At 69.1% G+C, this 24,649-nt stretch carries 22 protein-coding genes; 8 read left to right on the plus strand and 14 right to left on the minus strand.

Translation table 11 applies throughout. The features are described from left to right. The first annotated feature begins 201 nt into the window (after nucleotides 1–201). Genes PK98_RS12800 through PK98_RS12810 form a run of 3 tightly spaced genes read left to right on the plus strand, consistent with a single transcriptional unit; the run spans nucleotide 202 to nucleotide 2,315 of the window. A complete protein-coding gene (locus tag PK98_RS12800; protein ID WP_039097237.1) occupies nucleotides 202–735 on the plus strand; it encodes a phosphoribosyltransferase in 534 nt (177 codons plus the stop codon). 3 nt (nucleotides 736–738) lie between these two features. Continuing rightward, entirely contained in the window at nucleotides 739–1,317 is a 579-nt protein-coding gene (locus PK98_RS12805; RefSeq protein ID WP_039097238.1) for an LOG family protein, read from the plus strand. 5 nt (nucleotides 1,318–1,322) lie between these two features. Continuing rightward, nucleotides 1,323–2,315, plus strand: coding sequence for a bile acid:sodium symporter family protein (locus PK98_RS12810; RefSeq protein WP_200885036.1), 993 nt, complete (start codon nucleotides 1,323–1,325; stop codon nucleotides 2,313–2,315). Here the strand turns inward: PK98_RS12810 and PK98_RS12815 are convergent. Continuing rightward, nucleotides 2,304–3,278, minus strand: coding sequence for an ArsR/SmtB family transcription factor (locus PK98_RS12815; RefSeq protein WP_039097239.1), 975 nt, complete (start codon nucleotides 3,276–3,278; stop codon nucleotides 2,304–2,306). The two genes, PK98_RS12810 and PK98_RS12815, sit on opposite strands and share 12 nt — an antisense overlap. Before the next feature lie 93 nt (nucleotides 3,279–3,371). Between PK98_RS12815 and metF the strand changes: the two genes are divergently transcribed. Then, nucleotides 3,372–4,313, plus strand: a complete 942-nt coding sequence (gene metF / locus PK98_RS12820; RefSeq protein ID WP_052208655.1) for a methylenetetrahydrofolate reductase [NAD(P)H] — start codon at nucleotides 3,372–3,374, stop codon at nucleotides 4,311–4,313. A 9-nt stretch (nucleotides 4,314–4,322) separates the two neighbouring features. On the opposite strand, the gene PK98_RS12825 is transcribed toward metF, so the two are convergent. Further along, nucleotides 4,323–7,184, minus strand: coding sequence for a glycoside hydrolase family 31 protein (locus PK98_RS12825; protein ID WP_039097240.1), 2,862 nt, complete (start codon nucleotides 7,182–7,184; stop codon nucleotides 4,323–4,325). Nucleotides 7,185–7,383: 199 nt separating this feature from the next. Between PK98_RS12825 and PK98_RS12830 the strand changes: the two genes are divergently transcribed. Then, nucleotides 7,384–10,380 (plus strand): glycoside hydrolase family 35 protein, encoded by a 2,997-nt coding sequence (locus PK98_RS12830; protein ID WP_039097241.1) that lies wholly within the window; start codon nucleotides 7,384–7,386, stop codon nucleotides 10,378–10,380. A 167-nt stretch (nucleotides 10,381–10,547) separates the two neighbouring features. Next, entirely contained in the window at nucleotides 10,548–12,128 is a 1,581-nt protein-coding gene (locus PK98_RS16065; RefSeq protein ID WP_052208657.1) for a tetratricopeptide repeat protein, read from the plus strand. A gap of 40 nt (nucleotides 12,129–12,168) precedes the next feature. Here PK98_RS16065 and rhaT read toward each other — a convergent pair whose 3' ends face one another. The 4 genes from rhaT to PK98_RS12855 all read right to left on the minus strand — a co-directional run bounded on the left by rhaT (nucleotide 12,169) and on the right by PK98_RS12855 (nucleotide 15,860). Continuing rightward, on the minus strand, nucleotides 12,169–13,269 hold the full coding sequence (gene rhaT, locus PK98_RS12840; RefSeq protein WP_152608700.1) for an L-rhamnose/proton symporter RhaT: 1,101 nt from the start codon (nucleotides 13,267–13,269) through the stop codon (nucleotides 12,169–12,171). Between the two features lie 126 nt (nucleotides 13,270–13,395). Continuing rightward, nucleotides 13,396–14,583 carry a zinc-dependent alcohol dehydrogenase gene (locus PK98_RS12845; protein ID WP_039097243.1) on the minus strand — a complete coding sequence of 396 codons (1,188 nt, stop codon included), beginning with the start codon at nucleotides 14,581–14,583 and terminating at the stop codon, nucleotides 13,396–13,398. Then, on the minus strand, nucleotides 14,583–15,269 hold the full coding sequence (locus PK98_RS12850; RefSeq protein WP_039097245.1) for an SRPBCC family protein: 687 nt from the start codon (nucleotides 15,267–15,269) through the stop codon (nucleotides 14,583–14,585). Before PK98_RS12850 ends, PK98_RS12845 begins: the two co-directional genes overlap by 1 nt. Before the next feature lie 87 nt (nucleotides 15,270–15,356). After that, complete coding sequence (locus tag PK98_RS12855; RefSeq protein ID WP_039097693.1) at nucleotides 15,357–15,860, minus strand: GAF domain-containing protein; 504 nt, start codon at nucleotides 15,858–15,860, stop codon at nucleotides 15,357–15,359. A gap of 63 nt (nucleotides 15,861–15,923) precedes the next feature. On the opposite strand from PK98_RS12855, the gene PK98_RS12860 reads away from it, so the two are divergent. After that, entirely contained in the window at nucleotides 15,924–17,405 is a 1,482-nt protein-coding gene (locus tag PK98_RS12860; RefSeq protein ID WP_039097246.1) for a PQQ-dependent sugar dehydrogenase, read from the plus strand. A 7-nt stretch (nucleotides 17,406–17,412) separates the two neighbouring features. Here the strand turns inward: PK98_RS12860 and PK98_RS12865 are convergent, their stop codons facing one another. Genes PK98_RS12865 through PK98_RS12875 form a run of 3 tightly spaced genes read right to left on the minus strand, consistent with a single transcriptional unit; the run spans nucleotide 17,413 to nucleotide 19,147 of the window. Then, a complete protein-coding gene (locus PK98_RS12865; protein WP_039097247.1) occupies nucleotides 17,413–17,907 on the minus strand; it encodes a DUF427 domain-containing protein in 495 nt (164 codons plus the stop codon). Beyond that, entirely contained in the window at nucleotides 17,904–18,266 is a 363-nt protein-coding gene (locus tag PK98_RS12870) for a thiol-disulfide oxidoreductase DCC family protein (protein WP_039097248.1), read from the minus strand. The genes PK98_RS12865 and PK98_RS12870 overlap by 4 nt, the downstream gene beginning before the upstream one ends. A gap of 47 nt (nucleotides 18,267–18,313) precedes the next feature. Further along, complete coding sequence (locus PK98_RS12875; RefSeq protein WP_039097249.1) at nucleotides 18,314–19,147, minus strand: ATP-binding protein; 834 nt, start codon at nucleotides 19,145–19,147, stop codon at nucleotides 18,314–18,316. Nucleotides 19,148–19,173: 26 nt separating this feature from the next. Here PK98_RS12875 and PK98_RS12880 point away from each other — a divergent pair, with 26 nt between their 5' ends. Then, nucleotides 19,174–20,121, plus strand: a complete 948-nt coding sequence (locus PK98_RS12880; RefSeq protein ID WP_039097250.1) for an L-threonylcarbamoyladenylate synthase — start codon at nucleotides 19,174–19,176, stop codon at nucleotides 20,119–20,121. On the opposite strand, the gene PK98_RS12885 is transcribed toward PK98_RS12880, so the two are convergent. The 5 genes from PK98_RS12885 to PK98_RS12905 form a co-directional block, all read right to left on the minus strand. After that, nucleotides 20,122–20,445 carry a hypothetical protein gene (locus tag PK98_RS12885; protein WP_039097251.1) on the minus strand — a complete coding sequence of 108 codons (324 nt, stop codon included), beginning with the start codon at nucleotides 20,443–20,445 and terminating at the stop codon, nucleotides 20,122–20,124. It lies immediately after the preceding gene. A gap of 85 nt (nucleotides 20,446–20,530) precedes the next feature. After that, entirely contained in the window at nucleotides 20,531–21,064 is a 534-nt protein-coding gene (locus PK98_RS12890; RefSeq protein WP_039097252.1) for a CarD family transcriptional regulator, read from the minus strand. Nucleotides 21,065–21,302: 238 nt separating this feature from the next. Continuing rightward, on the minus strand, nucleotides 21,303–21,641 hold the full coding sequence (fdxA, locus tag PK98_RS12895) for a ferredoxin FdxA (RefSeq protein ID WP_039097253.1): 339 nt from the start codon (nucleotides 21,639–21,641) through the stop codon (nucleotides 21,303–21,305). A gap of 61 nt (nucleotides 21,642–21,702) precedes the next feature. Beyond that, nucleotides 21,703–22,020 (minus strand): S4 domain-containing protein, encoded by a 318-nt coding sequence (locus tag PK98_RS12900; RefSeq protein WP_235425508.1) that lies wholly within the window; start codon nucleotides 22,018–22,020, stop codon nucleotides 21,703–21,705. Continuing rightward, entirely contained in the window at nucleotides 22,017–24,566 is a 2,550-nt protein-coding gene (locus PK98_RS12905) for a helicase-related protein (RefSeq protein WP_407637626.1), read from the minus strand. The genes PK98_RS12900 and PK98_RS12905 overlap by 4 nt, the downstream gene beginning before the upstream one ends. Nucleotides 24,567–24,649 lie beyond the last annotated feature (83 nt).

A 24,649-nucleotide genomic window follows, 5' to 3' on the forward strand; every position in this document is an offset into this window, starting at 1 on the left:
TGCCTTCAAGCTGCTTCATGTGCTTCTTACGGTAGCGGTACCACCGGTGTCAAAGAAGATTTACATCATTGGCAAAAGTGGGTTTTATGAAAAATAATTGTGTGAATGGCTGGGCCGGACAGTGACGTTCTCGCGCGTGATTTGCCGTGGCGCCACGGCTGGGATACCACCACAGGTGCCATGTCACAGGAACCGTGCCCGATGAACGATGCCGCAGAACCCGAGCTGTTCTACCTGGAATATTACAACGACTTCCTCGACAAGGTGCGCCTGCTGGCGGACCATGTGGCGCATGGCGGCTGGCAGCCGGACTTCATCATCGGGATCGGGCGCGGCGGACTGGTTCCGGCGGTATTCGTTTCCCACCAGCTGGATGTGCCGATGCTGTCGATCGACCATTCGGCCAAGGTGCCCGGTTTCGCGGACGAGCTGCTGGGCAAGGTCGCGTCGATGAGCGCCGCCGGACGGCGGTTGCTGTTCGTGGACGACATCAACGACACCGGCGGCACCATCGAATACATCCGTACATTGCTGATCGACCAGGGGTGCGACCCCGCCAACCTGCGCTTCGCCACGCTGATCAACAACAGCCGCAGCCGCGCCACGGCCGATATCTGGGTGGACGAGATCGACCGCGACACGGACAAGCGCTGGTTCGTGTTCCCGTGGGAAGCGGTGGCGAACCGGGAAAGCATCGTGGACGAGGCCCGCGCCGTGCCCGAACGGCTGGGCTGACCGATGCGGATCTGTGTGTATCTCGGCTCCTCCCCCGGGGCCGACCCGGTCTATGCGCAGGCGGCGCATGATTTCGGCACCATGCTGGCCCGGCGCGGCATCGGCCTGGTCTATGGCGGCGGCACGGTGGGGCTGATGGGCGTGATCGCCGATGCCGCCTGCGCCGCCGGCGGCGAGGTGATCGGCGTGATCCCCGAGGCGCTGCGCGCGCGCGAGCACGACCATCAGGGCATCAGCCAGCTGCATGTCGTGAAAACCATGCATGAACGCAAGGCGATGATGGCCGATCTGGCGGACGGCTTCGTGACGCTGCCCGGCGGGATCGGCACGTTCGAGGAGATGTTCGAGGCGTGGTGCTGGTCGCAACTGGGCTACCACAACAAGCCGGTCGGCCTGCTGGACGTGAACGGTTTCTACACCAGGCTGGGTGCCTTCATCGACGATGTGGTGACCCAGGGCTTCCTGCAGCCGCGCCACCGGGCCATGCTGATCGTGGAGCGTGATCCGACGACGATGATCGATCGGATCGCCGGCTTCGTGCCGCCCGCCAACGAACACTGGCTGGGCGAGGGGGACCGCTAGATCCGATGACGCGCCTGCTCGCCCGCCTGCGGATCGACACCTTCATCCTGCTGCTGGTCGGCACGGTGCTGCTCGCCAGCCTGCTGCCGGCGCGCGGGGCCGGCGCGACGGTCACCGGCGGCGCGGCCGATGTGGGTATCGTGCTGCTGTTCTTCCTGCATGGCGCGCGCCTGTCGCGGCAGGCGGTGGTGGACGGGGCGCGGCACTGGCGACTGCACCTGACCACCGGCGCGGTCACCTTCGTGCTGTTCCCGCTGCTGGGCCTCGCCATCTGGGCGCTGCCGATACTCACCGCGCCGCTGCGCACCGGCATGCTGTTCCTGACGCTGCTGCCATCGACCGTGCAATCCTCCATCGCTTTCACCGCCATGGCCCGCGGCAACGTGGCCGCCGCGGTGTGCAGCGCTGCGTTCTCCAACCTGGCCGGGATCGTGCTCACCCCGCTGCTGGTGGCGCTGCTGATTGGCACGCAGGGCAATGGCAGCGCGATTTCCGGGGAAGGCGTGCTGACCATCGTGGGGCAGCTGCTGCTTCCATTCCTGGCAGGTCACCTGCTGCAACCGCGCATCGGCGGCTGGGTGGCGCGGCAGAAGCGGCTGCTGACGGTGGTGGACCGGGGATCGGTGCTGCTGGTGGTCTATGCCGCCTTCAGCGCCGCGGTCGTCGAAGGCTTGTGGAGCCGGGTCTCGGCCATCGACCTGCTGGTGATCGCCGGCCTGTCGCTGGCCTTGCTGGCGGTGGTGATGGGCGCGACGGGGCTGCTCGGCCGGCTGATGGGCTTCGTGCGGGAGGATCGCGTGGTGCTGCAATTCTGCGGCTCGAAGAAAAGCCTCGCCACCGGGGTGCCGATGGCCGGTGTGCTGTTCGCCGCGCCTGATATCGGCACCATCCTGCTGCCGGTGATGATCTTCCACCAGCTGCAGCTGATGGTCTGCGCCGTATTGGCAGGGCACTACGCCCGCCAGGCGCCGGCGCCCGTGCCGGCCTCAGCCGACTGAGCGCAACGAAGGCTGCTGCTGCTGTGCGGCGGCGGGACGGGTGGCGGCCCATACGCTGATGGTCAGCTCGCCTGCCAGATGCGCCACCACCCGCGCCTCCAGCCCGTGTTCGCCAAGCCAGTCCAGCACTGCGCGGTCGGTGAAGCCCAGCCGCGCATGGGCGAAGCGGCGGCGCAGGTCCTCCCGCTCGTGGCTGGCCATGTCGGCGATGACCATGGTGCCGCCGGGTGCCAGCACGCGGGCGGCCTCCGCTATCGCTGCCTCCGGGTGATGCGCGTAATGCAGCACCTGGTGCAGGATCACCGTGTCGAAAGTGCCATCCTCCATCGGCAGGGCATACATGTCGGCCTGCCCCAGCGCGGCGGCGGTCCCGCGCTCTGCCAGCCGGGCGCGGGCGAAGCGCAGCATCTCGGGCGAGCGGTCCACGCCCAGGGCGAAGTGCGCCCGGCCGGCCAGCTGTTCCAGCATCCGCCCGGTTCCGGTCCCGATGTCGAGCAACCGGCCCAGCGGCCTGTCGCCCAGGCCGAGATCGATCACCCGGTCCACCTCCGTATCGGGCACATGCAGCGCGCGCAGCTCGTCCCAGCGCCAGGCATTGCGTTCGAAGAAGCGCTGCGCCTCGGCTGCGCGATCGGCGCGGATCGCCTTCAGCCGCGCGCGATCGGCGGCGAACCACGGCATCTCCCCGCCGGTGATGGCCCAGTCGTCCAGCAGGGCGAACAGCGGCTGCACCCGTGCCGACGGGCCCAGCCGCAGGAACACGGCGGTGCCTTCCTTGCGGCGGCGGACGAGGCCGGATTCCTGCAGCGCCTTGATGTGCTGCGACATGCGTGGCTGACTCTGCCCCAGCACCTGGGCCAGCTCGCCCACGGTCAGTTCCAGGCTGCGCAGCAGCACCAGCGTGCGCAGGCGCATTCCGTCGCCCAGCACGCGAAACATGTCTTCCGGCGGAACCACCTTCATGCCCTGGGTCTTACAGGCACAGCAATCCTGCGTCAAAGCGCCTTGCGTATATAAGTAATCTTTAATATTGGCCGGGTGCAAAGGAGCTGCGGCATGAGTGTCCGTCTGGTGAACGATTCCCGTACTGCCCCGCTCCTGGCCGGGGCTGCCGGTGACGTGGAGGTCTCGTTCGAGTTCTTCCCGCCCAGGAGCGATGCCGCGCTCGAGACCCTGCTCGCCACCGCGAGCGGCTTGGCGTCGCTGGGGCCGCGCTTCGTCTCCGTCACCTACGGTGCGGGCGGGTCCACCCGCGGCCGCACGCAGGAGGCGGTGCTGGGCATCGCCCGCGAGACCGGCCTGAACGCCGCTGCGCACCTCACCTGCGTCGGCGCCAGCCGGGCGGAGGTGGACGCTATCGCCGACCAGTACTGGCACGACGGGGTGCGCCACATCGTCGCCTTGCGCGGCGACATGCCGGAGCAGGACCAGCCTTACGCACCGCATGCGGAAGGCTACGCCAATGCCGCCGCGCTGGTCGCCGGGCTGAAGCGGCTGCACCCGTTCGAAGTGTCGGTCGCCGCCTATCCGGAGGCGCATCCGGATTCGACCGACATGGCCGCCGATCTCGACAATCTGTGGCGCAAGGTGGATGCGGGGGCGGACCGCGCGCTGACCCAGTTCTTCTTCTCCGCCGACACATTCTTCCGCTTCCGCGACCTGGCGGCGGCGCGCGGCATAGACGTGGAGATCGTGCCGGGCATCCTGCCGGTCGCCAATGTGGCGCAGCTGCGCCGCTTTGCCGGGACCTGCGGTGCCGCGATCCCGCCGGCGATCGACCGCGTGCTGGAAGGGCTGGACGAACGCCCGGCCGCGCGCCAGCTGGTCGCCGCGACCATCGCGGCGGAGCTGTGCGGTGCGCTGTATGCCGGCGGCGTGCGCCAGTTCCACTTCTACACGCTGAACCGGGCAGAGCTGACCTACGCCATCTGCCACCTGCTGGGCCTGCGCCCGGCGCCGGCGACGGCGGAACAGAAGGCTGTCCTCACCGCCGCCTGATGGCGCGTCCTACCGCCGGACGGTCACCGCCGTGCCGTCATAGGTCAGGCGGCGTTCGCCATTCTCGCTGAAGTCGGGGGCCACCGCCTGCTCCGGGCCGTGGAACCGGATCGACATGTCGCGCCGCCTGGCCATGCCGTCATAGCTGCCCTGCCGCGCGCCGATGGTCAGGGTGCCGCTGGCCTCGTCCCAGCTGAGCGGCACCTTTGCGTGCTGCCCTTGCAGATAGGCGTGGCTGGTACCGTCATCCGCATGCCAGGTGAAGCTGCCATCCGCGCCGGTGAAGACATGCAGCACGACCGGCCCGTCCGGCTGTTCGGCCGTGTGCTGCACCGCCGGGCCGGTCGGGATGATCGATCCTGCGCGGACATAGACCGGGATCTCCTCGCGCACGGCCTGCGCGGTGATCGCCTGCCCGCCGCGATGGAACGCGCCGCTGCGCCAGTCATACCAGTCCGCGCCCGCCGGCAGGTACACCCGCCGCGATGTCGCGCCGCGTTCCGTCACCGGCGCCACCAGGAAGGCGGGGCCGAACATGTACTGGTCGTCCACCTCCCACACCTGCCGGTCGGCGGCGAAGTCCATCACCAGCCCGCGCATCATCGTGCCGTCGGCATGGTAGGTGTCCGCCGCGACCGCGGTGATGTAGGGCATCAGCCGGTATCGCTGCTCGATCAGGCCGACCATCGCCCGGTACATCGCCGGATCGTCCTGCCCCAGCTCGTACACCTCGCGATAAGGCGCCTCGCCATGGCTGCGGAACAGCGGGGTCCAGGCGCCGAACTGGAACCAGCGCAGGTTGAGCTCGCGCCATTCGGGCAGATGCTCCGGCTCCGCGCGGGTGTAGCGGTCCTCCACCGCGAAGCCGCCGATATCGTGCGTCCAGTTGGGGATGCCCGACAGGGAGATGTTCACGCCCGCGCTGATTTGTTCGCGCAGATCGTCCCACCGCGCGGCCACGTCGCCGGACCACAGCGCGGCACTGGCCCGCTGGATCCCGCCGAAGCCCGACCGGGTCAGGATGAACGGCCGCCGGTCCGGCTGCGCGGCACGCAGATTGTCGGCCATCCCCTCTGCATGGATCAGCGGGTAGGAGTTGAACACGAAGGCGCCCGGCCCGCGTGCGGTCGGCCCCATCTGGTACTTGCGTTCGTCGATCGACAGGTTGGAATGCCAGTCCGGCTCCACCGCATCCATCCACCAGGCATCGAATCCCTTGTCGACGAGCGCGTCCCTGATCTGCCGGAAATACAGGTCGCGTGCCGGCCTGGTGTAGGGGTTGTAGAACGTGTTGGGATAACCCGGCCCGACCCAGTCCTTCTGCCCAGCCTCCAACGGGCGACGATACAGGAAGCCCTGCGCATCCAGCTCCCGCCCGTTTGCTGTGTCGGGGTAGAATTTGGGCCAGACGGAGATCATGATCCGGGCGTCCAGATCATGCACCTGATCCACCATCCGCTCCGGCCGCGGGAAGCGGGCGGGGTCGAATGCGTGGCTGCCCCAGGTCGGATCGGTCCAGTAGCGCCAGTCGAGCACGATGTTGTCGATCGGGATGCGCCGCTTGCGGTACTCGCGCAGCACGCCGAGCAGCTGGTCCTGCGTCTCGTAGCGCTGGCGGCTCTGCCAGAAGCCATAGGCCCATTGCGGCAGCAACGCCGACTTGCCGGTCAGCGCACGATAGCCGGCGATCACCGCGTCCATGTCCTGCCCGGTGACGACGTAATAGTCGATCGCCCTGGCCGCCTCGCTGCTCAGCCACAGCGAATGGCGGTCCTCCTGCGGCAGCGGGTCGCTGCCGAACAGCGCGATATAGCCCTGGTTCGGCTCCCACTCGATGCGCAGTTCGACCGGCGTGCCGGCGGTCAGCGGCAGATCGAAATTGTGGAACCACGGGTTCCAGTTCTGGCGCCAGCGGTTCAGCACCTCCTGGCCGTCGGCGAACACGCGGACATAGCTGGAGGAATAGAGCCGCAGCTTGTGCACGCCGTCCGCCGTCGGCTGCAACGTGCCGGTCCACACCACGCGCTGTTCCTGCGTGGCGACGCCTTGCGTGTTCTGCCCGCTCTCGCCCGAGGCGGCGATGGCCGCCTTCGCCGCCGCGGGCCAGCGGGCCTGGTCCCGCAGGAACTGGTAGTTGATGGTCGGTTCCACCTGCCGCACGGCGAGGCTGTCGCCGAGATAATACTCCGCGGTCCAGCCCGGCTGGTCGCCACTCGTCACCTTCAGCGCCCCTGCGCCCTCCGCCCCCACCAGCTGCGGCGGACGCGGGTCGCCGAAGCGGGTGATCGATTCATTGTCCCACAGCAGGCCGTACCCCCTGGTGGAGACCACGAAGGGCACGGCGATGTCCATGTTGTGTTGGGCGAGTTCGACGTCCTCCCCATTGTAGTTCATCTGCCCGTTCTGGTGCTGGCCCAGGCCGTAGAACCCTTCATCGGTGCCGCGATTGAACTGCTGGCTGATGCCGACGAACGGCTCGCCCTCGATCGTCACCGGCTGGAACGGCGTGCGTGGGGATTCGCTCAGCAGCTCTTTCCCGGCCGCATCCAGTACGCGCACATGGCCATCGGCCAGCCGCACCTCGGCCGTGCCGGTGGCGGTGCCCAGGGTCACGGCGTCGCCGCTTTCCGCATATGTGAAGGCTTCGACCGGCTGGGCGATGACCATCAGGCTGTCCGGCAGCGCGACTGCATCGGCCGGCATGGCGGTCACGCGGAACTGCCCGTCACCATAGACCAGGACGCGCACCGCCTTGGCCGGGCCGCTGTCGGGCGTCACCAGCACGCCGTGCGGCAGCCGCTCGACCCCCGTAGCCAGCGCCGGGGACGCGAGGCACAGCGCCATGGCGGCAAGGGTAGGGGTGCGCAGCATCGGTGTCGCCTCTAGCGTTCGGTATCGCGCCTGTGTGATGCCTATCGCGGCTGCCAGCAAGGTCGCAGGACAATGCCCGATGGGCTGCCGGTCAGCACCTCGTTTGACCCCGTGCCAAATTATAGTACAAAATCCCGCGATGTGAGATGAGCCGCCGATCCCCCTGCGATGGGGACGGCCGGCAGCGGGAGGATTATCGATGATCGGACAGCAATTGCGCGCCCTGGCGCTTGGCGCCACCATGCTTGCAGGATCGGTCGCGCTGCCCGCGCAGGCGCAGATCGTGCGACCCGACCTGCAACTGGGCACTGAGGTGCAGAGCTTCGGCCGGGTATCCTTCGACGGTCGCTCGCTGATGATCGACGGCAAGCGCGAGGTGATCTGGAGCTCGGAAATGCACGCCTTCCGGCTGCCCAGCCCGGATCTGTGGCGCGACATCCTGCAGAAGATGAAGGCCAGCGGCTTCAACTCGGTCGCGCTATATTTCGACTGGGGGTTCCACAGCCCGAAGCCCGGCGTGTACGATTTCACCGGCGTGCGCGACATCGACCGGCTGCTGACCATGGCGGAGGAAGAAGGCCTCTACGTCATCACCCGCGCCGGCCCGTATGTGAATGCGGAACTGACGCGCGGCGGCTTTCCCGGCTATCTCGTCAACCAGCGGTCCCGCGCCCGCACCGACGATCCCGCCTATCTGGCATCGGTCGATGAATGGCTGACACAGATCAACGCGATCATCGCCAGGCACCAGATCGACAATGGCGGCAGCGTGATCCTGCACCAGATCGAGAACGAGCTGGCGCTGACCACCCCGTCGCAGCGCCGCTACATGGATCACCTGTATGCCAAGGCGCGAGCGGACGGAATCACCGTGCCGATCTTCCACAACGACCAGGGCCGCAACGGATACTGGGTGCCGGAAGGATCGGGTGTCGAGAAGGTCGTGGACGGGCCGAACGACATGTATGCCTTCGATGCCTATCCCGGCGGAACCTGCACCGTGGGCGGCGAACCGACCCGCGGGTCGGCGGCGCCCGACTGGGGTTATTACGGCACCGGCGGTGCCCGTGGTGGCGCCAGCGCCAGCCCCAACTCGCCCGGCTTCGCCGCGGAGTTCGGCGGCGGCTGGTTCGATTACTGGGGCAGCAATGGCGGCTACGACTGCAATGCCGTGCAGCGCGGACGGCGGTATCAGCGGGTGTTCTACGGCACGAACCTGGCCAACGGCATCGGCATCCAGAGCTTCTACATGGGCTATGGCGGCACCAGCTGGGGCTGGCTGCCAGCGCCGGTGGTGTTCACGTCCTACGATTATGGCGCCGCCATCAGCGAGCCGCGCGAGATCCGCGACAAGGGGCAGGAGCTGAAGCAGCTGGGCGGGCTGATCGCGGCGGTGACGGACATGGCCGGCATGGTCCCCGCCGGCCCGGTGGAGATCTCCACCGACCAGGTGCAGGTCTATCACAACCATTCGCCCGAAAGCGATGCGCGCTTCATGCTGGTGACGCAGAACCCCAGCAACGGGGATGGCGACCACAGCTTCACGGTGACCGCCGACCTGCCGGACGGGCGCTACACGATGCCGCTGCGGCTGAACGGGTTCGATGCCAAGTGGCTGGTGGCGGGCGCGGACATTGCCGGGCAGCGGCTGGTCTGGTCGTCCAGCGAGCTGCAGCATGGCTTCACGCAGGACGATGCCGGCATCATGCTGCTGTATGGCCGTCAGGCGGAAGATGGCCGCACCCTGCTGCGTTATACCAGCGCGCCCACGGTGACGGTGGTGGAAGGCAATGTACGCCATACCTTCGATGCCGCAAAGGGCGACCTGCAGCTGGACTACACCCATCGCGGGCTGGCGCGCGTGCGGATCGAGGGCGGCGGCCGGCCGCCGCTGACGCTGCTGATCGCGGACGAGGAGACAGGCTGGCAGTTCTGGAAGGATGGCGACGTGCTGGTGCGCGGGCCGCACCTGCTGCGTTCGGCCGAGATGAGCGGCAGCCGACTGGCGCTGACCGGCGACACGGCGACCGCCAGCCCGCTGGAGGTATGGGCCCCGCGCGCCGCGCGCAACGTCACCTGGAACGGGCAGCGGGTGCGCCTGCAACCCGGCACCGCCGGCAGCCGCGTTGCCACCACCGAACTGGCCGGGCCGCGTGACTTCGCCTTGCCCGAACTGAACAACTGGCGCGTGGCCGCCGGCTCGCCCGAGATCGCGCCCGACTTCGACGACAGCGCCTGGCAGGCGATCGACCGCCGCGCCTATGCCAGCACCACCGCACGCCCCGACGGGGAGCCCAACATGTCGATGGACGCCTACGGCTTCCACGAAGGCGACGTGTGGTATCGCGGCCGCTTCACCGGCACACCCGATGCGGAGCGGATCCGCCTGGCCTATGGCGCGGGCGGCAGCGGCATGGTGCAGGTGTTCCTGGATGGCGAGCTGATCGGGCAGCAGGACCTGCCCTGGGGCCTGCCGCGCCCGATCACCACCGGCACCGCAGAATACGATCTGCCCGATGCGGCCCGCACCCCGGGGGAGCATGTGATCAGCGTGATGGTGCGCAACAACGGCCACAACTGGGATCTGGATGCGGACGACTTCCACAAGGAGGCGCGCGGCCTGATCTCCGCATCGGTGGAGCCGCGCGGCGGGCGCAGTTTCGCCATCCCTCTCGAATGGAAGATCCAGGGCCGGCAGGGGGGCGAGGACATCGTCGATCCGGTGCGTGGCGTGCCCAACAATGGCGGCCTGTTCGGCGAACGGCAGGGCTGGCACCTGCCGGGCTTCAACGACCGGGCATGGCAGCAGCAGGCGGCCCCGGCCAGCGACCTCGACCCCGGCACCACCTGGTACCGCACGAAGTTCGACCTGGCCGTGCCGCAGGGGCAGGACGCGACGCTGGCGCTGCAGTTCGGCGATCCGGCGGTGCCCCGGTCGGCGGCGCAGTATCGCGTGCTGATCTTCGTCAATGGCTGGCACATGGGCCAGTTCATCGCCCATGTCGGCCCGCAGCGGACCTTCCCGATTCCGGAAGGCATCCTGAACCATCGCGGCAACAACACGGTGGCACTGGCGGTGACGAGCGACGGTGCGCCGGGCAACGCGCTGGAGCCGGTGCGGCTGGTCACGATGCGCAATGTGCGCGGCGGCCTGAAGGTTGGGCAGGTCGCGGCACCGGCCACGCTGCGGGATTGATCCTGCCGCCGGTCTGCGGGCGGCTGTGCGCCCGCAGACCGACATGACCGGCGCCCTTCTTTCGCTGCCACCGGTATGATACGCTTCGCATGCAAAGCGCGTACAATCGCGCAGGCGGAGGAAGCATGACCGGCAGAAGCTCAACGCGGCGCGGCCGCACCTTGCTGATGGCGCATCTCGTGAGCGTGACGACCCTGCTGCCATCGGTGACGACGGCGCAGGAGGCTGCCGCTCCGCTGCCGCCATCCACCAGCGATCAGGTCGTCGTCACCGGCCAGGTCCTGCCGCCTGCGGAGGCGCCGCGCTCCGCCACCTGCGAGGCGCTGGTTCGTGACGGGCATTTCCAGGCCTTGCTGACCACCGCCAGGGGCGGAGATCTGCTGGGGCCACAGATCCTGCAGTCCACCCGATCACCGCGCAATCCCGACTGGGCCGCCGCACCGCTCAGCCCGCCAGGCTCTCCGCTGCCGGAACTGGGCGAACAGCGATTCGGACTGTCGCCGACGGATGCGCGCGGGTTGCAGGGCGGGTTGGTGTCGGGCCCGGACGGCGCGCCGCTCTCGATCGAGACGGTGGCAAACAATCGCGACCAGGCGATCGCGCTGTGCCGCAAGATCTACCAGCGCGGCGACTTTGCCCCCACCTACACCGCCACGCAGATCCAGCTCGAAGGCGAACTGGTGTCCGGCCCGGGCGGCATCAGTTCGCCCGGGCGCAACATGCTGGTCCGGCGCGACACGACCTTGCCGATGGCCTTCGCGCTGTTCGATCTGGGCCGGTACGAGGAGTCGCTCGACTGGTTCCGCCGTGCCGAGCGGCGCCTGCAACCGGCCGAGGGCGGCGAAGAAGCGGCGCTGTTCATCGGGAAGATCAACCTGCTGGCGCCGGGGGAATGGGCCGACCGGGAGGAAGGCATCCGCTGGCTGAAGCGTACCGCGACCTCGCCGTACAGTCCGATCGACGACATGCCCCGCTTCGACCCCGATCGACCCGGCTGGAACACGGCCGTGGGCGAGGCCGCGATCATCCTGGGCAATCTGTATCGCAGCGGCTTCGGCGACATTCCGGCGGATCCGGAAGAGGCCCGCCGCTGGTTCGACAAGGCGCTGGATGTCGGTCACCTGCCCGCGGCCCAGATACTGGGCGACATGTGCTTCGCGGGCGAGGGCGGGCGGCGGGACGTGCCGCGGGCGGTCCGGTTCTATCGCCGCGTGGCCGAGTTCGGCCTGCCCACGGCGCAATATGCGCTGGGGCAGATCCTGGAATTCGGCGACGACCGGGTGGAACCCGATCAGCCCGAAGCATTGCGCTGGTACCGGGAGGCGGCGCGGGCCAGCCATCCCGGCGCCATGTTCGCGCTGGCAGTGGCCTATGACCGGGGGGCGGGGGTGCCGGTCGACCGGGTGCTGGCCACCGGTTTCTACAAGGAAGCGGCGCTGCAGGGCCACGCAGGGGCGATGGCGGCGCTGGGCACCTCGTTCTACACCGGTGACGGTGTAGCGCAGGATCACCCCGTCGCGCGCCAGTGGTTCGCGCAGGCTGCCGGGCTGGGCGATGTCGACGGGATGGTGAATCTGGCGGTGATGGCCGCCAGGGGCGAGGGCGGCGCGCCGGACCGGGTGGCCGCCTGGCGCCTGCTGCACAGCGCCAGCCAGCGGCGGCACGAGCGTGCGCCGACCGTGCTGGCCGCGCTGGAGGCGCAGATGTCGCCGGAGGAACGCCGCGCCGCCGCATCGGCAATGCACTGAGGCACGCTGGGGCGGCGAACCGCGCCCGGCGTCGCCCCCGTCAGCCCAGGCTGTTGCCGTAGCCGATGATCACCGTGGCCAGCACCAGCAGGCCCACGCCGCACCACACCAGTGCGCGGACCCGGGGCGCGGCGTCCTTCCATTCGCGGAAGGCGAAGCCCCACAGCGTGCCGAAGATGATGATCGAGGCCATGTGCAGCGTCCAGGACGAGAAGCCCAGCCGCCCCATCTGGCTTTCACCCATGGAATAGAAGAAGAACTGGAAATACCACAGCGTGCCGCCCAACGCCGCCAGCAGGTAATTGCGCAGCAGCGGCGCGCGCCGGGCGCCGTGCAGGGTGTCGGGCACCGCGTCGGCGCCGCCGGTATAGGCCTTGGGCGAGCCGAGCCACTGGCCAGCGGACCGGTTCTTGCGGATCAGGTGGGCGCACCAAATGGCGTTAGTCACCAGTCCGCCGAACATCACCAGGCACAGCACCGGCAGGCCGGCCCACAGCGCCCCGGTGCCCGCCGCGGCGGACAGCGCCCGCACCGGCTCGCCCGCCGCCAGTCCGAAGGCGAAGCAGGAGGACATGATGCCGGAGAAGATCGCGACGGCGAGCCCCTTGCGGTAATCGAATTCCGCAATGGCAACCGCCTTCTGCTCCGCGCTGAGCGTCGCATCCTTGCGCGCGCCGGCAACGGCCACGGTGATGATGCCGGCTAGCGTGACGCACAGGCCGAGCAGCACGATGCGCCCGCTGGTGGTACCCAGCAGCGTCGATGCAAAGTCGCCTTCCACGATGGGCGGGATCAGCGTGCCGAAGACGGTGGACAGGCCCAGCACCACCGCCATGCCCAGCGACAGGCCGAGATAACGCATGGTGAGGCCATAGGTCAGGCCGCCGAAGCCCCACAGCAGGCCGAACAGCACGCACAGCATGACCGTGCGATCGGGCGTCGCGCCCAGCACGCCCAGCAGGTCTTGCGTCATCACGCTGGCGAACAGCCACGGCGCCAACAGCCAGGAGAAGATGCCCCCGGTCAGCCAGAAGATCTCCCAGCTCCATTGCCGGATGCCGCGATAGGGGACGTAGAAGGTGGCCGAGGCAAAGCCGCCCAGCCAATGGTACATAACGCCGACGAGCGGATTCATGAGCAGGTCACCTCTCTGTTGACGAGCGATGACCGATCCGGCGCGACCCGCACCACCAATCGGCACCTCGTTCCATATCTTGGAACATAGGGCTAATTGGTGGAACAGAGTCCGTCAAGTTGTCATATCACTTCAGGCGGAGGCAGCCATCCCTGGCTTCAGGATCACCTTGGTCCAGGTGTTCTGCTCTTCCTTGAAGTTCTTGTAGCCGTGCGGCGCCTCTTCCAGCGGCAGGCGGTGGCTGATCATGAAGGTGGTGTCGATCTTGCCCCCTTCGATCATCTCCAGCAGCTTGGCGGTGTACTTCTGGACATGGGTCTGGCCGGATCGCACCTGCAGCCCCTTCTCCATCAGCGCGCCGGTCGGGAACTTGTCGGTCATGCCGCCATAGACGCCGGGGATCGACACCTTGCCGCCGAACCGCACCGCCATCAGCGCCATGCGCAGCGCATGGGCGCGGTCGGCGCCGATGCCGACCTTCTGCTTCACCACCTCCAGCATGTTGTCGAAAGCGAAGCCGTGCGCCTCCATGCCGACCGCGTCGATCACCGCATCCACGCCGATCCCGCCCGACATCTCCATCAGTGCATCCTGCACATGGGTTTCGCGGAAGTTGATCACCTCGGCACCCAGCTGCTTCGCCAGTTCCAGCCGGTGCGGATAATGATCGATCGCGATCACCTTGGATGCGCCCATCAGGATGGCGGACTGGATCGCGAACAGGCCGACCGGCCCGCAGCCCCACACGGCCACCGTGTCATCAGGCTGGATGTCGGCATTTTCCGCCGCCATCCAGCCGGTGGGCAGGATGTCGGACAGGAACAGCACCTTCTCGTCCTCCAGGTGATCGGGGATCACCACTGGGCCGACATCGCTGAACGGCACGCGGACATATTCCGCCTGCCCGCCGCTATAGCCGCCGGTCAGGTGGGAATAGCCGAACAGGCCGGCCATGGGCTGGCCATACAGCGCAGCGGACATGTCCTGCTTTTCGGCCGGGTTGCTGTTCTCGCACGCGGAGTACTGCTGCACCTTGCAGTGGAAGCAGCCGCCGCACGAGATGGTGAAGGGGATCACCACGCGCTGCCCCTTCTTCAGGGTGCTGCCGCTGCCGGTCTCCACCACTTCGCCCATGAATTCATGGCCGAGGATGTCGCCGGGCTGCAGGCTGGGGATCACGCCGTCATACAGGTGCAGGTCGGACCCGCAAATGGCGGTGCTGGTCACCTTGATGATCGCGTCACGCGGATTGACGATCTCGGGATCGTCGACCGTGTCCACGCGGACGTCGTGGGTGCCGTGCCAGGTGAGCGCGCGCATCAGGCAGTCTCCTTCTTTGCGGCGGCATCGTCCATCTGCGCCGCGCGGGTCTGATCCCGGCGGCGGGCGCTGGTGGCGATTTCGCCGGTTTCCATGTGCATCTTCAAGCGCTTGAGATCATGGCGCGCCTGCACCGCGGGTTCCCGCCGGGCCAGCTTGGCAATGGCGCGGCCAAGTTCACCCAGCGGTGGGGCATAGTCGATCACCAGCGTCACGCGGGTACCGCGATCCCCCGGCGCATCGGCGAAGCTGACGCGGCCCTCGGTCCTGATCGTGGAGCCTTCGACCGACTGCCAGGCGATCACCTCGCCCGCGCGGTCCTCCGTCACTTCCGTCTCGACATCGACCGTGCGCCCGCCGGGCGCGCGGATGGTCCAGACGGAGCGGTCGTTGCCGCCGCCTGCCGGGCGAATGGCGGTGACGTTCTCCATGATCGGCACCAGATTGGCGAAGTCCCGCCAGAAGCTGTAGAGTTCCTGCCGGTCCTTGCGGATCGTCACCGTCCGTCCGGTGACATCCCCGCCGCCCCGCCGGGCGGCATAGTCCGGCGCATCGTCGCCATCATTGCCCGCGTCGTCTGAGCTTCGGCGGGTTGCCATGAACCCGATTGCGGCCGCGCCAAGGGCCAGCCCCAATGCGGCCGCCTTGCCGAGTGTCGCCACTCCTTCATCCTGTCCTGCCACCATGCGCCTCCTTTGTTTGCGGATGGGTCTTGGCAGGTGAAGGTCGGGCGACACGCAAGGTTCCCGACCTGACATGGGGCAAGTTGGTGGCTAGCCCTCCCGGATGCCTTCCTGGATCCGGGGCGCAATCAGTTCGGCCAGGGCTTCGAACCCGTCCCGGTCGCCATCGGTGAAGCGGGCGGGCAGCGGGCTGTCGAGGTCGATCACCGCGATCACTTGCCCGTCCGCCAGCACCGGCACCACCAGTTCGCTGCGGCTGGCGGCGTCGCAGGCGATGTGGCCGGGAAAGGCGTGGACATCCTCCACCAGCTGGCTGGTCCCGCTGGCCGCCGCGGCGCCGCACACGCCGCGCCCCACCGGGATGCGGATGCAGGCCGGGCGCCCGCAGAACGGCCCCAGCACCAGCGTGTCGCCCTGCACCCGGTAGAAGCCGGCCCAGTTAAGGTCCGGCATCAGCTGCCAGATCAGCGCGGCCAGATTGGCCATGTTGGCGACCGGGTCCGCTTCCTCGGCGGTCAGCGCATCGGCGGCGCCGCGCAGTTCGGCATGGAACTCGGCCGAACCGGCGGGGTGATCAATCGTGTAGTCGAACATGGGCAGGAACATAGGTGCGTGCGGCATTGCCGGGAAGAGGCGCCGCCTCTATTCGTGGCCGCCATGAGCACCCGCAAGAAGATCGCCCTCGCGCTCCTCGTCATCATCCTGCTGCTGGTCGGCATCGGCTGGTGGCTGGTCCGCGGCAACCGCGCCGAACTGTCGCTGGACCAGGTGACCGGCACCGACCCGGTCATCTCCCAGACGCGGGAGGAGACCTTCCCGACCGTCGGTGTTGCCAAGCCGATCGGCTGGGCGGACGGGGCCAAGCCGCAGGCAGCGCAGGGTCTGGTGGTGAACCGCTTCGCCGAAGGGCTGGACCACCCGCGGATCATCTACACCCTGCCCAATGGCGACGTGCTGGTGGCGCAGGCCAATCGGCCGGAGACGCCTGAAGGCGAAGGGGACGAAGGTGGCCTGTTCGAGAAGGTCGCCGGCTGGGTGCAGGGGATCCTGTTCAAGCGCGCGGGTGCCGCAGTGCCGTCTCCCGACTCGCTGGTGCTGCTGCGCGATGCCGACGGCAACGGCATGGCGGAGGAACGCCACCTGCTGCGCGACGATCTGGCCAGCCCCGGCGGCATGGTCTGGCGTGACGGGCGGCTGTATGTCGCCAACCACAATGCCGTGCTGCGCTTCGATTACCAGCTGGGCGCCGACGTGCTGACGGGCGAGCCGGTCAAGCTGATGGACCTGCCGGGTGGGGGCAATCACTGGATGCGCAACATCGTCCTGAACGAGGATGGCACGCGCCTCTACGTCACGGTCGGCTCCGCCTCCAACATCGCGGAAAAGGGCATCGAGATCGAGGAAGGCCGCGCTGCCATCCACGAACTGGACTTGGTGAGCGGATCGTCGCGCATCTGGGGCGCCGGCCTGCGCAATCCCAATGGCCTCGCCTGGAACCCGTGGAGCGGGGAGCTGTGGACCACGGTGAACGAGCGCGACATGCTGGGCGGCGACCTGGTGCCCGATTACCTGACCAACGTGCCGATCGGCGTCAATTACGGCTGGCCGTGGGTCTACTGGAACGAGGAGATCGACGAGCGGGTGGAAGCGCCCATGCCGCAATTCCTGACCCAGTACACCCGTACGCCCGAATATGCGCTGGGGCCCCATGTCGCGGCGCTGGGCCTGGCCTTCACGCAGGGTGGCACCCGGCTGGGGCCGAACTTCCAGCAGGGCGCCTTCATCGCGCGGCATGGATCGTGGAACCGCAAGCCGCTGGTCGGTTACGACGTGGTCTATGTACCGTTCGACGCGCGCGGCAATCCGCAGGGCAAGCCGGTGCCAGTGCTGCTGCCGTTCCTGCAGGACCAGGATACGACGCGCGGCCGGCCGACCTGGGTCGCCTTCGACCGGACGGGTGCGCTGCTGGTGAGCGACGACACCGCCAACATCATCTGGCGCGTCGTCGCCCCGGACGCGCAGCCGGCGCCTGCGCCCACGCGCAACACCGGCCCGGCGCTGCCGCCGGTGCGCGAACTGACCGGCGATCCGCGCCGTGCGTTCGAGAACCCCCCGGCGGATATCCGGCCGGGGGTGTAAGGGGCGCCTACCAGCCCTGGCTGCCGGGGACGCCCTTGAACGGACCCGCGACCCGCGACGTGATCCAGCCGCCGTAGAACGCGCCCGGCTGCGGGATCACCGTCTCGTCATCGACGGTGCAGCGGTCGAACGGGCCGGCGTAGAAGGCGACATGGTCGCGCAGCATCGCGAAGGCCGGGGTCGGGCTGGCATAGCTCCAGCCGACACGCGGCAGCACGATGCCGTCGACGACCACGTCCCAGTAGGTCGCCGCACCCTTCCATTCGCAGAACGAACTGCCGTCTGCCCGGCGCAGCGCGCCCGGCGCGATGTCGGCGGGCGGGATGTAGTAGCTGGGCGGGTGGCTCGTCTCCAGCGTGCGGATCGCTGCCCGCGTTTCGGCGATGACCTGTCCACGATGCTCGATCCGGATGTGCGCGCCGGTCGGCTGGGCGATGGCGGGGCGCGGGAAGGCCCAGACGCTTTCCTGGCGGGGTCCGGCGGGATCGGGCTGCGGCCTCATGCCGGCACCACGCGGCGTACCAGCCGTTGCAGGGACGGGCGGACCCGCAGGAAGGCGCGATACGCTGCCTCCAGTCCGCGCAGCACCATGGGCGAACGGGCCAGCAGGCCGACCGGGCGCAGCAGCGGGATGGCCCGCCACATGGCCGCGAAAGCGGCGGCGCCTGACAGCAGCCTGCCATCCTCGCTGGCGTGAAACCGGGCGAGCAGCGCCGCCCGGTCGATCGGGCAGTTGCCGGTCTCCGGCGCCGCCACATCGACGAACCGGATTGCCCCGCGCCGGTCGAGCCGCCGCATCAACGCGATCTCCGCACGGCACAGCGGGCATCCGCCATCGTGCCAGACAACAAGCTTGGTCATTCCGGGCATATGGGGTGGCTGCGACCGGAATGCAGCGGCAGACCGGGTCAGTCGCCGGCGAGCCCGGCCCGCCCCGCCAGCTCCGTGACAAAATGCAGCGCCACCCTGCCAGAGCGGGCACCGCGCCGCTTGGACCATTCCAGCGCCTCGCCCCGCTCCCATGCCAGACCCTGCACCCGGGCATAGCCGTCCACCATGGCGAGGTAATCGTCCTGCGTGCAGGCGTGGAAGCCCAGTGACAGGCCGAAGCGGTCGGCCAGCGCGAGCTGGTCGTCCACCACGTCGCGCGGGTTCAGTGGATCGTCCTGCTCCGCCACGTCACGCGCCACCACGGCGCGGCGGTTGGAGGTGACCGCCAGCCGCACATTGCCCGGCCGCGCCTCCACCCCGCCATCCAGCCACGACCGCAACCGGCGCGGCCCTTCGCTGTCGCCATCGGCGAAGCCCAGATCGTCGATGAACACCACGAAGCGGCGCGGCTGCCCGGCCAGTGCGGCGAACAGTTCCGCCAGGCTGACCAGCGCATCCGCGCCCACCTGCACCAGCGCCAGCGCATCGCCATGCTCGCCTTGCGCGGCGGCCACGCTGGCGCGCACCAGCGCCGACTTGCCCATGCCGCGCGCACCCCACAGCAGCATGTCGTGCGCCGGGTGGCCGGCCGCATGGCGCTGCACATTGGTGGCGACCGCCAGCTTCTGCTTGTCGATCCCCTGCAGCAGCGCCAGCGGCGGGGCGATGATCTGTGGCACGGCGCGGGCGCCCCCTCCACCTATGGCCCCGGTCCAGACATAGGCCGGCGCGGCCAGCCAGTCGGTAGCGGCAGGGGCGGGCGGGGCCAGCCGCTCCAGCGCGGCGGCGATGCGCTTCAGGGTGTCATCCATGGCCCGCCCGCCTATAGGCTGCACCCATGAGCGACAAGCCGGCAGAGCTGCTGACCCCCGATGCCGCCGGGATCGCGCGCGCGGCGGCGCTGCTGCACGCCGGGCAGCCGGTCGCGCTGCCGACGGAGACGGTCTACGGTCTGGCCGCCCGCGCTGATGATGCGGCGGCGGTGGCGGCGATCTACCGCGCCAAGGGGCGGCCGGACTTCAACCCGCTGATCGTGCATGTGCCCGATGTGGCGGCGGCGCGGACGCTGGCCCTGTTCGACAATCGGGCGGAGGCGCTGGCGGCGGCGTTCTGGCCCGGCCCGCTGACGCTGGTGCTGCCGCTGCGTCCCGGCGCCGCCATCATGGCCGCGGTCACCGCCGGTCTGCCGACGATCGCGCTGCGCTGTCCCGCCCATCCGCTGATGCGCCGCGTGCTGGCGGCGGCCGGCCTGCCGCTGGCGGCGCCGTCTGCGAACCGGAGCGGCGGGGTCAGCCCGACCACGCCGGCGCATGTCGCCGCATCGCTGGGCGGGCGCATCGCCGCGATCCTGGATGGCGGACCGTGCGAGAGCGGGGTGGAATCCACCATCGTGGCGCTGCGGGCGGGTGGCAGCTGGCAGTTGCTGCGCCACGGCCCGGTGACGCAGGCGGCCCTCGCTGCGGTGCTCGGCGGAGAGCCGGCCCCGCTGGCGGATGCGCGGATCGAGGCGCCGGGCCAGCTGGCCAGCCATTACTCGCCGGGCAAGCCGGTGCGGCTGAATGCGATGATGGCAGAGGCCGACGAATACTGGATCGGCTTCGGCCCGGTCGCTGGCCATGCCAGCCTGTCGGCCGATGGCGACCTGGCGGAGGCTGCGGCGGGTCTGTATGCCGCGCTGCACCGCGCCGCAGCGGCGCCGCAGCCGCGGGTCGCGGTGGCGCCGGTGCCGGACGGCGGCATCGGCGCGGCGATCAACGACCGCCTGCGCCGCGCCGCGGCGGGCTGATCAGCGTTCCAGCGGGACGCCGGGCGCCAGCTGCTGCATCTGCGCATACAGCGTGCGCGCCCGCTCGCAGGCATCCTGCCGCCCGTCCTCGCAGCGATCCACCTCCCGGCGGTACTCGCGATCGAGCCGGCCCAGCTGTTCCTCCCGCCGGCGGATCTCGCGCCCGCGATTCTCGTCCGCCTCGCTCTGGCTGGTGGTGGCGAGGTCGACCGCACCGGACGCGGCGCGCACGGGCAGGGTGGCGACATCGTACACCGCCTTGGCGAGGCAGCCGCCCAGCAGGGTCGGCAGCAGCGACAGCACGATCAGGGCAGGCAGGCGCATAAGGGATCCTCTACAGGCAGAAGGGCTGTCCCGGCGCGTCAGGCACCGGGACAGCCCCCTGTCATTTCACCAGCTGAAAAGCCGCTCAGGCGACTTCGGCGCTGTCGTAATATTGCGGGGCGTGCTGGCGCAGCACGTCCAGGATCTTGCCCAGCGCGGCCGGTTCGTCCGTCTTCTCCATCGCCGCCAGTTCACGGGCCAGGCGGCTGGACGCGGCTTCGAAGATCTGCCGTTCGGAATAGCTCTGCTCGGGCTGGTCTTCCGGCCGGAACAGATCGCGCGTGACCTCCGCGATGGAGACCAGGTCGCCCGAATTGATCTTCGCCTCGTACTCCTGCGCGCGGCGCGACCACATGGTGCGCTTGACGCGGGGCTTGCCCTTCAGCGTTTCCATCGCTTCGCGCAGTGTCTTGTCGCTGGAAAGCTTGCGCATGCCGATGGATTCGACCTTGTTCACCGGCACGCGGAGCGTCATGCGCTCCTTCTCGAAGCGGAGCACGTACAGCTCCAGCTTCATGCCGGCGATTTCTTCCTTCTGGATTTCCATGACACGGCCGACACCGTGCTTGGGATAAACAACATAATCGCCAACGTCGAAAGCGGGGGCGCTGGAAGCCATTAAGCAGTCCTTTCTTGTCGGACAGGCCCGCATTCAGTGCCAGACGACCGGATCCGTACGACCTCGGATCCCCGTCGCGTTCGCGCACGGCACTGCTGCTGTTGGGGGAGCCTGCCTTCCTTGTCAGCCTGTTGTCGCCGCGCATTGTGGTGCGCTGCGCAACAGTCCCCGCAGCATGTAGCAGATTCGCAACATAATTTCCACCCCGGCCGATTCGCGACGCGAACCGCGCGTGGTTTCAGTCGCCTTCGCCGGGCTCCGGGCTGAAATACTTCTCCAGCTTGCCTTCCACGCCCTTCATCGCGTCCGCGTCGGCGGGCGCATCCTTGCGCTGCGTGATGTTAGGCCATTCGGCGGAATAGCGGGTGTTCAGTTCCAGCCAGTTCTCCAGCCCGCTTTCGGTATCGGGCAGGATCGCTTCGGCCGGGCATTCGGGTTCGCACACGCCGCAATCGATGCATTCGGACGGATTGATGACGAGCATGTTCTCGCCTTCGTAGAAACAATCCACCGGACAGACTTCCACGCAATCGGTGTACTTGCACCGGATGCAGGCGTCCGTGACGACATAGGTCATTGCGAATAGGTTCCTTCCTGTGCGCCGCCGGCGGCCGAAATTTCTCGGCGGAGCGGGCCTGCTATGGTGAGTGATCGGCGCCAGTCAAGGCCGGGCCGACCGCCCGGTAATGCATCCGTGCCTCCGTAGCGGGGCCGCGCCGCAAAGGCAGCGACAGGATTTCTATCACCAGCACAGGCGCACCTCTGGCATCCGGCAGGGGCAGGGTGAGGGTATCGCCGGGGCAGACAGGCTGGTCGATCCGCAGCACCCGCACGCCGTTGCGGCGCATGTGCCCTTCCGCGATCCAGCGCTGCGCCAGCGTGCGGCTCTTGGCCAGGCGCAGGGCGAACAGCAGCTTGTCCAGCCGCAGCACCTGCGCCGCCGGGCCTTCGCTCACGGCATTAGGCCGGCCAGCGCGGCGAAGGCGTTGCCCCCGGCCGCCGCCTGAGGCCGTTGTTCGCGGGGCCGATCGCCCGGGCGAGCCGCACCGTGCCGCTCGCCTGCCCGCTCACCCGGCCGCACCGGCCGCCAGGTCCAGCGTTGTGGGGCGGGCGGGCCGAACTGCCCCTCCGCCAGGGCGCGCGGCGGATTGCCGGAACGGAAACCCGCCTCCCGCAGCAGCGCCTGCAGCGATGCGGGCTGCACTCCCATGGAGGTGGCGAGCGCGCCATCCAGCACGAACGGCCGGCGTCCGGCCTGCGCCCGCGCATCGAAGGCGCCGCGCAGCACGCGTTCGGCCATGTCCAGCCGGATCTGCTGCCGCGCCGCACCGCGATACCCGGTGAACACCCCGTGCCCACCGGTCACCACCGGCTCCATCCGCGGGTTCAGCAGGCCGCCGGGCGCCAGGGCATGCAGCAAGGCACGGGGGGCGGGCTTCAGCAGAGCGGGCACGAACAGGTCCAGCGCGCCCACCGTCACGCCCAGCCGGCGCAGCAGCGGGCGGCGATCCTTGGGCAGATGCTGCAACCCGGCGGCATCGCGCGCCACGATCCCGCCGCCGGCGGCCAGCGCCAGCAGCACCGCGCGCAATTCAGTGCCGGTGGCCGGATCGACCGCCGCTTCCTCGATCCGGCGCAAGGGCGCAAGCGGCGCCAGTTGCGCCTCCAGCCAGGCGGCGAGCGCATCGGCCAGGCGGGTCCGCTGGCCGGCCTCCAGCTGGCTCAGCTCGCGCGCCAGCTTCAGCCGCGGATGGCTCAGCGTGCGGCCGCGCTCCAGCGTGGCGATGGCCCGGCCTCCGCTCCACACCTGCCCGTCACGCAGCTCCACCGTGCCCAGCTCCGCGCCGATCAGCGCGTCGGCACGGCTGGCCAGCAACTGTGGCAGGTGCTTTTCCGCCGCAGCAAGCATCAGCCGGCGATCCTCGTGCCCGGCGGTGCCATCCACCACGAAACGGAACCCTTCCAGGTGGCCGATCTGCTCACCTTCCACCAGCACGCGCCCGGCCTCGTCCGCTTCCACCTTCATCAGCCCGCCATCCTTCCCCATGCCCCGCATCAGTACCGCCGTGCGCCGGTTGACGAACCGTTCGGTCAGCCGCTGGTGCAGCGCATCGGACAGCCGCGCCTCCACGCCGCGCGCGCGCGATGCCATCTCGTCCCGCGCCAGCACCCAGTCGGGTCGCTGGCAGATATAGGCCCAGCTGCGGATCGCGGCGATGCGGCCCTGCAGCGTGTCGATGTCGCCGCCGGTCCGGTCCAGCTCCGCGATGCGCGCCGCCACGAAGTCCGCGCCCAGGTGTCCGCCGCGCAGATCCTGCCACAGGCGGGATACAAAGCGGGCATGGGTGTCGACACCCTGCTGGCGGAAATCGGGCAGCTGGCACGCCTCCCAGAAGCGCCGGACGGTACCGGCGCCGCGCACCGTGGAAACGATGTCCGGATCATCCGCCAGCCGCTTCAGCACACCCAGGTCGATCGCCTCGGGCGCGGCGGTCAGTTCCGGGCGGTCGGGCTTGGCCTCCAGATCGGCGATCAGCTGGCCGACGGAGCCGGTGCGCGGTTGCGCATCGCGCCAGGACAGCTTCGTCAGCGGGGCGAAGCGGTGCTGCTCGATCGCGTAGATCTCGTCTTCCGTGAACTCCGGCTCGCCGCCGCGACCGCTGCCCGCCAGCGTGCCGAAGCTGCCATCCTGCTGGTGGCGTCCGGCGCGCCCGGCGATCTGCGCCATCTCCGCCGGGGTCAGCCGCCGCTGCTTCACGCCGTCGAACTTGCCGAGGCCGGCAAAGGCCACATGGGTGACGTCGAGGTTGAGGCCCATGCCGATGGCATCGGTGGCGACGATGTAGTCGACCTCGCCCGACTGGAACAGTTGCACCTGGCGGTTGCGCGTCTCCGGGCTGAGCGCGCCCATCACCACCGCCGCGCCGCCACGGAACCGCCGCAGCATCTCCGCCACCTGGTACACCTGCTCCACGCTGAAGGCGACGATGGCGGACCGGGGCGGCAGGCGGCTGAGCTTGCGCGGGCCGATATGGGTCAGGGTGGAGAACCGCGGCCGTTCCACCATCTCCGCCTTCGGGAACAGCGCGCGCACCAGCGGCTGCAACGTGGCGGAGCCGAGCAGCATCGTCTCCTCCCGCCCGCGCGCATGCAGCAGGCGGTCGGTGAAGATGTGGCCACGCTCGCGATCGGCGGAGATCTGCGCCTCGTCCAGTGCGACGAAGGCATGGCCGCCGCCGTCCCGGGGCATCGCCTCCGCCGTGCACAGGAAGTAGCGCGCGCCCGGCGGCTCGATCCGCTCCTCCCCGGTGATCAGCGCGACCTTGTCGTCGCCCTTCATCACCCGCACCCGGTCATACACCTCGCGCGCCAGCAGGCGCAGCGGGAAGCCGATCGCGCCGCTGGAATGGGCGACCATCCGCTCGATCGCCAGATGCGTCTTGCCGGTGTTGGTGGGGCCGAGCACGGCCCGCAGGCGGCTGTCTGACGGGGGAAACAACACGATGATACCAGTGTGGCGGGTGGCGGGCACGCGCGCAAGCGGCGCATGATGAAGCCGCCCGCTCCATCGGGCGCACGGTCGCC

Source organism: Croceibacterium mercuriale, from assembly GCF_000802385.1.
Lineage (GTDB): Bacteria > Pseudomonadota > Alphaproteobacteria > Sphingomonadales > Sphingomonadaceae > Croceibacterium > Croceibacterium mercuriale.

Coding starts and splice junctions, on each gene's coding strand:
- PK98_RS12800 (WP_039097237.1), top strand. CDS start 202: ATGAACGATGCCGCAGAACCCGAGCTGTTCTACCTGGAATATTACAAC.
- PK98_RS12805 (WP_039097238.1), top strand. CDS start 739: ATGCGGATCTGTGTGTATCTCGGCTCCTCCCCCGGGGCCGACCCGGTC.
- PK98_RS12810 (WP_200885036.1), top strand. CDS start 1,323: ATGACGCGCCTGCTCGCCCGCCTGCGGATCGACACCTTCATCCTGCTG.
- PK98_RS12815 (WP_039097239.1), bottom strand. CDS start 3,278: ATGAAGGTGGTTCCGCCGGAAGACATGTTTCGCGTGCTGGGCGACGGA.
- metF (WP_052208655.1), top strand. CDS start 3,372: ATGAGTGTCCGTCTGGTGAACGATTCCCGTACTGCCCCGCTCCTGGCC.
- PK98_RS12825 (WP_039097240.1), bottom strand. CDS start 7,184: ATGCTGCGCACCCCTACCCTTGCCGCCATGGCGCTGTGCCTCGCGTCC.
- PK98_RS12830 (WP_039097241.1), top strand. CDS start 7,384: ATGATCGGACAGCAATTGCGCGCCCTGGCGCTTGGCGCCACCATGCTT.
- PK98_RS16065 (WP_052208657.1), top strand. CDS start 10,548: ATGGCGCATCTCGTGAGCGTGACGACCCTGCTGCCATCGGTGACGACG.
- PK98_RS12845 (WP_039097243.1), bottom strand. CDS start 14,583: ATGCGCGCGCTCACCTGGCACGGCACCCACGACGTCCGCGTGGACACG.
- PK98_RS12850 (WP_039097245.1), bottom strand. CDS start 15,269: ATGGTGGCAGGACAGGATGAAGGAGTGGCGACACTCGGCAAGGCGGCC.
- PK98_RS12855 (WP_039097693.1), bottom strand. CDS start 15,860: ATGTTCGACTACACGATTGATCACCCCGCCGGTTCGGCCGAGTTCCAT.
- PK98_RS12860 (WP_039097246.1), top strand. CDS start 15,924: ATGAGCACCCGCAAGAAGATCGCCCTCGCGCTCCTCGTCATCATCCTG.
- PK98_RS12865 (WP_039097247.1), bottom strand. CDS start 17,907: ATGAGGCCGCAGCCCGATCCCGCCGGACCCCGCCAGGAAAGCGTCTGG.
- PK98_RS12870 (WP_039097248.1), bottom strand. CDS start 18,266: ATGACCAAGCTTGTTGTCTGGCACGATGGCGGATGCCCGCTGTGCCGT.
- PK98_RS12875 (WP_039097249.1), bottom strand. CDS start 19,147: ATGGATGACACCCTGAAGCGCATCGCCGCCGCGCTGGAGCGGCTGGCC.
- PK98_RS12880 (WP_039097250.1), top strand. CDS start 19,174: ATGAGCGACAAGCCGGCAGAGCTGCTGACCCCCGATGCCGCCGGGATC.
- PK98_RS12885 (WP_039097251.1), bottom strand. CDS start 20,445: ATGCGCCTGCCTGCCCTGATCGTGCTGTCGCTGCTGCCGACCCTGCTG.
- PK98_RS12890 (WP_039097252.1), bottom strand. CDS start 21,064: ATGGCTTCCAGCGCCCCCGCTTTCGACGTTGGCGATTATGTTGTTTAT.
- fdxA (WP_039097253.1), bottom strand. CDS start 21,641: ATGACCTATGTCGTCACGGACGCCTGCATCCGGTGCAAGTACACCGAT.